The sequence below is a fragment of the Nostoc sp. genome, from assembly GCF_035638895.1.
Classification (GTDB): Bacteria; Cyanobacteriota; Cyanobacteriia; order Cyanobacteriales; family Nostocaceae; genus Nostoc.
On the sequence record NZ_DASQZC010000399.1, the window covers coordinates 1 to 7,782 of the forward strand.

Sequence of the window (7,782 nt, forward strand, 5' to 3'; positions counted from 1 at the left end):
CCAGAGGAAACGACAACTGCCCGTCAGGCTTGGTCATACTTCCAGCGCAACTGGAACGATGAAACTGGTTTAGTCAATTCCCTTGATGGCTTTGCCTCTGTCAGTATGTGGGATCAGACAGCTGCGATACCTTCGGTAAGCTTCGCTAACGCAGCTTTGGTCAGTGCTAGAGAACTCAATATCGTGCCTGCGGCTGAATTTGATGCCAAAATGAGCAAAAGAAAACACTGGCATCTATGCCTTTATACAAGGAGGAGCTACCCAATCCTTGTTTAAACTTGTGTTGGCAAATTCTACAATCCAGAAGATATCTTGAGGAGCAGGATAGCGACCATTGTAGCATGATTCTGGAAGTCGAACAATTGCAATATCAGGTTCGGGTTCCGAGTCGGATAGTGTAACGGGCCCATTGAAGCGGATATCAGCTTTACCTGATAGCAATTCGTCTAACATCGCGCTAGAGCGCTCAGGCTCAGAAATTGGCGTGTCTTGCAAAGACTCAATGATAGCGCTCACCAGTGCAAAACGATCGCTATTTTAATAACCTGTAGAGGATTTCCAACAAACTTGTAGGATATTGTGTATTTTAAAGTCCCTAAGTCTTTAAATGAGTATGACAAGAGGGGGCATTTAACCCCCTGACTTGTTTTGCAATTAAGAATCACCTCCACACCAGAATGGTTGGTGGGAGTACTTTTACTGACATCTAGATGGAACAGCAAAAATTATACCAAAAGATAATCATCCTTTAATCCTATCTGTCAGGAAATGAGGATAGCAGGTTTGTGAGATTTAGCGGGATATTGAGTCAATAGTTACTGTGATTTTGACCCACTGCCAACTGTTTTTGTTGAGTCTGCTGTTTCCATCTTAGAGTTTTCAGCATTGTCAACCTCAAGAGTTCGGAGCAATTCTCTAATTACATCTGTTGCTGGCCTTCCTGTCGAAGCACAGTAGGATTGAAGTTTCTTCATTTCCTCGGTTGTGAGATTTACTGTCAGTCGTTTAACAGCCCATTTTTTATTCATGATCCTCTTTTGTCTTTAATATGTTCCTTTTTGCCGAAATCACCAAATCATTACGATTGCTCTCGCAGTGCATAACCTACACCACGGAGTGTATGAATCACACGCTTTTCCTTATTGTCTTTCAATTTTAGTCGCAGATAACCAATATAAACGTCAAAATCATTAGAATCACCTATGAAAACATAACGTCAAACTTTATCTCTTATTTTGGTTTCTAGTAGACACTTGAGGCAGATGTGAGAGGAAATATTCTAATAAGTCAAACTTTTGTTTAGTGTCAGACTGCGATCGCTTGTAGTTATATTAGCCTATACCTGCGAAGATGTAGCAGGTGGCGGCATAATCTCAAGACCATATTTTGAAGCAGCAGCCAACACTTTTTCCATGTCTGCGGGACTAATGCTGGGTACTTGCGTTCTCTCAGAGACTAGCACTCCTACTTCCCAAGTCCATTTCTTGCTTCACGCTTGGCAAACTTAATTGAAGATTACAAAGGGTTTATCAAGTCGATAGTCTTCTGTAAGTTAAATAGACTATGGGAATCGTATTTGATTTTTGAAATTATCTATGTGGGCGGGGAGTGGGGAGTAGGGAATAAGGCTTTTTGATCTGTACTGAGCTTTTTCAAAAATCAAACATTAGTCCTATAGCAACCTAAATACTGTACTTATTTCATTGATTGAAATTTTTAATATTTACTTTTTGGAAATAGTTGCGTTATTAATATCATCTATCAATTCATGAATCCTTGCTTGAGTCGTATTCCAAGAACACATAAAACGTACTCCTCCCACACCAATAAATGTATAAAACTGCCAGTTCTTTGCTTTTAAGGCGTGAATAACTTGCTCAGGTAATTTAACAAAGACGGCGTTGGCTTCTCTAGGAAACATCAAGTCAACATTTTCTATATTTAATAGTTGATTTTCTAAGTATTCAGCACATTGATTGGCATGTCTGGCATTTTTTAACCAAGCACCAGTTTCCAATAAACCCAACCAGGGAGCAGAGATAAAGCGCATTTTTGAGGCTAGCTGACCTGCTTGCTTGCATCGATAATCAAAATCCTCTGCTAGCTCTTTGTTAAAGAACAGAATCGCTTCACCTAATGCCATTCCGTTCTTTGTACCACAAAAGCACAACACATCCACTCCACTTTTCCAAGTAATTTCAGCAGGGCTTTTATTCATAGCGGCAACTGCATTTGCAAAACGAGCGCCGTCCATGTGAATTTTTAAGTTATACTTTTTCGCAACTTCTTTAATTTTAATAAGTTCTTCAATAGAATATAAAGTCCCTAATTCAGTTGATTGGGTGATGCTAATAACTTTAGGCTTGGGATAATGAATGTCAGTACGTTTAGTGACAACTGCCTCTATAGCCTCTGATGTTAACTTGCCGTTTTTACCTTGAGCAAGTAACAATTTCGAGCCATTAGATGCAAATTCAGGTGCGCCACATTCATCTGTTTCTATGTGAGATGTTTCATGACAAATGACGCTATGATATGACTGACAAAGGGCTGCTAAAGATAAAGAATTTGCAGCTGTACCATTAAAGGTAAAAAATACTTCACAATCAATTTCAAAGAGTTCTCGAAAATAATCTGTGGCTTTTTGAGTCCATTCATCATTTCCATAGGCTGGAACACTACCTTGATTTGCCCTAATCATATATTCCAGGGCTTCTGGACAAATCCCAGAGGAATTATCACTTGCAAACTGTTCTAATTGGCTACTCATAATGTCTACTTAAATTTTTATCAGTAATTCTTATAATATTAGTAAATAATTTTGATATTTGGCAACTACAAAATTGACAAGAATGCTATTAACCTCTCAAATTATAGCAATTTTCATTTGAATAGGTATTGGCTAAAGACACAGTATTGGCCTGTCCCTACGAGTATGTGTGTTCATCTGTGGTTAATTATTTTTTCTGTACTTTACCTATGCGGTAACTGCTATATTTCATAACTCTGCTAATTACAAGAACTTAAAATGGTAGGGCTATTTAATTCCCATCTATCCCGCCTCAGAATGAATTCTGAGTCTAATAGCGAAAGTGGTCTAAAAACGAATGTGAAAAGGTTAAAGTCTGTTAAAATTGACTTTAGCTAGCTATAAGAGAGTAACTTTAGTTTTGGACGGTCTATGTCTAGAACGAAATAGCCCTACTGAATCATTCCTGAACAAAAATTTCCGACTTACTTATTTAAAAATTTGTGAATCTGAACCTTTTAATTTTCACAACTTAAATATAATAATTGCTATCTTTTGCGTCAACCTGTTAATTATTTTTTGTTGTCGTAGCTTTTATCTGAGTATTTATAACAACAATAATCATATTTATGCTAAGTAGTTTATACTATTATATGAGTTTATGAATGTCTACAAAAAACTGGAGTCTTAGCTCTCCGTTACTGAGACGTTAAATTACTATGGTGTCTTCGTGAGGCTTGCATTGAGGGGATTGTGAGACGTTAAAAATTGCAAATAACTAAGTATTATGCTAAAAAAATAAATTTTCCTAATTAAAATGCTAATCATATACTTATAATGTACCATACAATGCCTGACTAATTACTATGACATCACTATTGGGCTATTTGTCCTTTGTCCTTTGCTAATGACCAATGACAAATGACCAATGACCAATGACTAATGACTAATAACTAATGACTGAACCATTGATTGAACTGAAAGGTGTTTCTAAGTCCTTTGGTAGCCATAAAGTTCTAGATAATGTAGACTTGACCATTTACCGGGGAGAAGCACTAGGGATTATTGGCCCATCAGGGACTGGTAAATCAACAATTTTACGGGTAATAGCGGGGTTACTTAGTCCTGACGAAGGAGAAATTTATGTGCAAGGAGTGCGGCGAGACGGTTTGATTGAGGATGGTAGCCAGCAGGTTGGCATTGGTATGGTGTTTCAACAAGCGGCGCTATTTGATTCGCTGACGGTGGAGGAAAATGTGGGATTTTTACTTTATCAAAATTCAAAGCTAGCGCGATCGCGCATCCAAGATTTGGTAAAAGAAAAATTAGACATGGTAGGTTTGCCAGAAATAAGAAATCTCTACCCAGCCGAACTTTCCGGGGGAATGCGAAAACGGGTAAGTTTTGCCCGTGCGATTATGTCTAATCCTGATGATCCCACAGAAGGGCCAGATGTTCTACTATATGATGAACCAACAGCCGGACTTGATCCCATTGCCTCAACAGTAATCGAAGATTTAATCCGCTATTTGCAATGTTTAAATGGAGTTTGTAGTACTTATGCTGTTGTTACCCACCAAGACAGTACTATGCGCCGTACAGCTGATAGACTTATATTTCTCTATGAAGGTAGAGTGCAGTGGCAGGGTACAGTTAGTGAAACATACAACACAGAAAATCCTTTAATCAAACAATTTCTTAGTGGAAGTGTGCAAGGGCCGATTCAAGTCGTCGGTTAGAAAGTGAGGAGTTAAGAATCAGGAGCGATTAAATTCAACTCCTAACTCTCAACTGCTAACTCATAACTAATTATTGGGTGGAGGAAAAAAATGCGAGGTCTTATGACAAGCCTCTTCTCTTCTAGAGGCTTCGGCAACGCGTCTGGGCGAACATTTAGAGAAGGCTCTGTGGGATTGTTACTCCTGTTAGGATTAGGGGTATTTGGGTTGCTCTTTCTGTGGTTAAATAGATTCACTCCTGCTGGGCAATCATACAAAGTTATTGTAGAATTTGCTAACGCTGGCGGAATGCAAAAGGGAGCAACAGTTCGCTATCGAGGTGTTAAGGTAGGAACTATTTCCCAGGTTCGACCAGGGCCAAATGCCGTTGATGTAGAAATTGAAATTGCCCAAACTAACTTAACTCTCCCCCGGAATGTAGTCGTAGAAGCTAATCAAAGCGGATTAATTAGCGAAAGTATCATCGACATCACACCAAAAGCAACCTTACCTACTGGGGTTGTGATTGCTAAACCCCTAGATAAAAATTGTGATCCCAGCCTGATAATTTGTAATGGCTCTCGGTTAAAAGGTCAGATTGGCATCAGTGTTGATGAACTAATTCGCAGTTCAAGTGAGCTAGCCGCTGCATACACTGACCCAAAATTTTATAGAAATGTCAATAGGGTTCTAGAAACTACCACAGGCGCAGCAACCAGTTTTACTGGGCTAAGTCAAGATTTACAAGGTTTGACCAAAAGCTTGCGACAACAACTTAATACCTTTTCAGCCACTGCTAATTCAGTGCAACAAGCGACAAACCAACTTAGTGCATCATCGAGTCAAACAATAAATAAATTCGGTGCAACTGCAACTCAAGCAAATCGTTTGCTGAACAATCTGGATAATTTATTGACAACAAATCGCTCTTCGCTGCTTGGCGCTTTGAACAATATCACCGAAACCAGCAACCAACTGCGTGTTACAGTCAGTAGCCTATCACCAACTGTGAATCGATTCACTCAAGGACAATTAATCAACAATTTAGAAGCTCTTTCAGCAAATGCAGCGCAAGCCTCAGCTAATTTACGTGATGCTTCAAAAACTTTAAATGATCCAAAGAATGCGGTGCTGCTACAACAAACTTTAGATTCAGCACGAGTAACCTTTGAAAATAGCCAAAAAATTACATCTGATTTGGATGAGTTGACAGGTGATCCTACTTTCCGACAAAATTTGCGGCAATTGGTGAATGGTCTAAGTAGTTTGGTATCTTCTACACAACAGATGCAGCAACAGGTGCAAGTTGCGACTACTCTAGATTCGGTAAAAACCGTTGTGAGCAAACCAAATAATCTAATTCCTACCCCAGCACCAACTCAAGAGGCGATGTCTAATGATAAGTCCCTACCCGTCTACGTAATTAATCCCCCACCTGCTAATTTTGGAAGTACCAACATCAACCCTGAACCAATCCCAACCCCCAGTCCGTCTATCTCTAACTCATCCCAAGAAGACCTGTTGAAGCAGCTGCGGGACTATGGTAAGCAACGGGAGCAACTGGAGACGGGAAAATAAGCAATAGAGCTTGACCGAATTTTAGATTTTGGATAAGGGACTTCCAAATAAAAAAATATACAACTATTTATTGTGGGGTGGGCGTCTCGCCCGCCCATAGTCAAAGGCGGGCAAGATGCCCACCCCACAAGATTGGATAATTTATTTCTTGGAAGTCCCTAATGGAATTGAATCGACGATCGCAGCGACTTGGCTTACTAGCATACCGATCGCCTGTTGTTATTTTTTAGTCAAATCAGGGAATTCTATTAATACGATTCAGTAATTCGTACAGCGTTGACCAGAGAAAGACTTTCCATAGGATAGCCACTGGGAGAGAGTTGTTGTAGGTTTATTTGAACTGTGTTGTAAAAATATTTTGAGTTTTGAGGATCGGCTGATGGATAAATCAATTATTCAGTTGGTTGACGAATTACCAACTGACAATATCACTGTCAAAGTTTTAAAAGCTCTTGATTATGTAGCACCAGGTGAGTGGAGCAATTTGACGGGATTTGAGAATAATATTCGCAGCATTACTGGAGTTAGCGATGCTAAGGTAATTCAGAAAATCCGCGATCGCGCTGTTGTTTTATACGAAGATCCTCAACAAGGCTACCAGTTCGCAATCAAACTTTATCAAACAATTGATAAGGCAGACACAGCTATGGCAACGGCGGCTTTAGCAAATAAAGTTAGTGAGAAAATCGGCTTTCTCTCTTTTTTAGGCAAAATTACTCCCAAAGCTGATATAACTCAATCCATTGACTTACTACTGAAAATCACCGTCGAAATTATTGCCTTTTGCAAACTAAATGGTATTCCTCAACCGAATCCCCAAGAGTTTGCTAATTCTCTTGCTAACAACTATCAAAATGCATCCCTAATGCGGATGGTAGCTCTAGTTTGTATAGACGGAATTCTACCACTAGGCCCCGACTTTTTGGACAAAATTCACGGAGTTATTAGTGGTACTGATACTAGCGCAATAACTCAAAATCCGGTTTTCTTAGCCATCAATAACTTTCTACCAGGTAGTAACCCCTCTGATAAAGTTGGTTTTATCAGTCAAGGTTTCAACTCTGTGCAAGGTTGGATGAATAACTTAGTATCCAAAACAGGCATAACCCCGCAATCAATTTCTAGTCATTTGGGTAGTTTTATTCAAATTGCTGATGATAATTTAGATTTTGTAGCAGCATTCCTAGATCAAACTACTAATTATTACGAACATACGGGAATTCAAACTGTCGCTCGCAGCTTGATTTTGCAAGCCTATACTCTAGTAAAAGAGGAAATAAAACAAGAGGAACAAAAGCCTATCCAAGATGTTTCATCTACTGTTAGTTCAGATAAAAATCAGTATGAACTTAGCAAAACAGTAGAAGTTTGGGATAGTGAGGAGGAAGATTGGTATCAGGGAACAATTGAGAAAATCCAAGATGACCAATTCTTTATTCATTATCTTGGTTACGGTTCATCTCATAACGAGTGGGTGGGCGAAGATGACATTCGGACTCGCGATCTTCGCTCCTCTGATGACAATGGATATGCAGTAGGTCAAAAGGTAAAATGTTGGGATGATGAGCAAGAGGCTTGGTATTCTGCAACAATTGAGCAAATCCAAAATCAGCAATACTTTGTTCATTACATTGGTTATGACTCATCCTATGATGAGTGGGTTGATAGTGACGAAATTTCCTAATTGAATTAGCACGGGGCTGGCGAGAGCGATATCTCCGATGGGCTATTCGGTAT

General features: G+C 39.3%; 9 protein-coding genes and 1 pseudogene. 6 read left to right on the forward strand and 4 right to left on the reverse strand.

Features of this window, described 5'->3' with window-relative positions; translation table 11 throughout:
• Positions 1-278 (forward strand): annotated as a pseudogene (locus VE944_RS19865) (DUF3131 domain-containing protein); the annotation flags it as partial.
• Here VE944_RS19865 and VE944_RS19870 read toward each other — a convergent pair.
• The 3 genes from VE944_RS19870 to VE944_RS34170 all read right to left on the reverse strand — a co-directional run bounded on the left by VE944_RS19870 (position 235) and on the right by VE944_RS34170 (position 1,153).
• A complete protein-coding gene (locus VE944_RS19870) occupies positions 235-516 on the reverse strand; it encodes a hypothetical protein (protein WP_324980720.1) in 282 nt (93 codons plus the stop codon). The pseudogene VE944_RS19865 and the gene VE944_RS19870 overlap by 44 nt on opposite strands.
• 299 nt (positions 517-815) lie before the next feature.
• On the reverse strand, positions 816-1,028 hold the full coding sequence (locus VE944_RS19875; RefSeq protein WP_324980723.1) for a CopG family transcriptional regulator: 213 nt from the start codon (positions 1,026-1,028) through the stop codon (positions 816-818).
• A gap of 50 nt (positions 1,029-1,078) precedes the next feature.
• Complete coding sequence (locus tag VE944_RS34170) at positions 1,079-1,153, reverse strand: hypothetical protein (protein ID WP_414690142.1); 75 nt, start codon at positions 1,151-1,153, stop codon at positions 1,079-1,081.
• Positions 1,154-1,295: 142 nt separating this feature from the next.
• Here VE944_RS34170 and VE944_RS19885 point away from each other — a divergent pair, with 142 nt between their 5' ends.
• Positions 1,296-1,508, forward strand: a complete 213-nt coding sequence (locus tag VE944_RS19885; protein WP_324980726.1) for a hypothetical protein — start codon at positions 1,296-1,298, stop codon at positions 1,506-1,508.
• 215 nt (positions 1,509-1,723) lie between these two features.
• Here VE944_RS19885 and VE944_RS19890 read toward each other — a convergent pair whose 3' ends face one another.
• Complete coding sequence (locus VE944_RS19890; protein ID WP_324980729.1) at positions 1,724-2,770, reverse strand: threonine aldolase family protein; 1,047 nt, start codon at positions 2,768-2,770, stop codon at positions 1,724-1,726.
• Between the two features lie 935 nt (positions 2,771-3,705).
• Between VE944_RS19890 and VE944_RS19895 the strand changes: the two genes are divergently transcribed.
• From VE944_RS19895 to VE944_RS19910, 4 genes are all read left to right on the forward strand, one after another.
• Positions 3,706-4,488 (forward strand): ABC transporter ATP-binding protein, encoded by a 783-nt coding sequence (locus VE944_RS19895; protein ID WP_324980732.1) that lies wholly within the window; start codon positions 3,706-3,708, stop codon positions 4,486-4,488.
• Positions 4,489-4,578: 90 nt separating this feature from the next.
• Positions 4,579-6,045 (forward strand): MlaD family protein, encoded by a 1,467-nt coding sequence (locus VE944_RS19900; RefSeq protein WP_324980734.1) that lies wholly within the window; start codon positions 4,579-4,581, stop codon positions 6,043-6,045.
• A gap of 115 nt (positions 6,046-6,160) precedes the next feature.
• Positions 6,161-6,310 carry a hypothetical protein gene (locus tag VE944_RS19905; RefSeq protein ID WP_324980737.1) on the forward strand — a complete coding sequence of 50 codons (150 nt, stop codon included), beginning with the start codon at positions 6,161-6,163 and terminating at the stop codon, positions 6,308-6,310.
• Positions 6,311-6,424: 114 nt separating this feature from the next.
• Positions 6,425-7,729, forward strand: a complete 1,305-nt coding sequence (locus VE944_RS19910; RefSeq protein ID WP_324980739.1) for a Tudor-knot domain-containing protein — start codon at positions 6,425-6,427, stop codon at positions 7,727-7,729.
• The last annotated feature ends 53 nt before the right edge of the window (positions 7,730-7,782 follow it).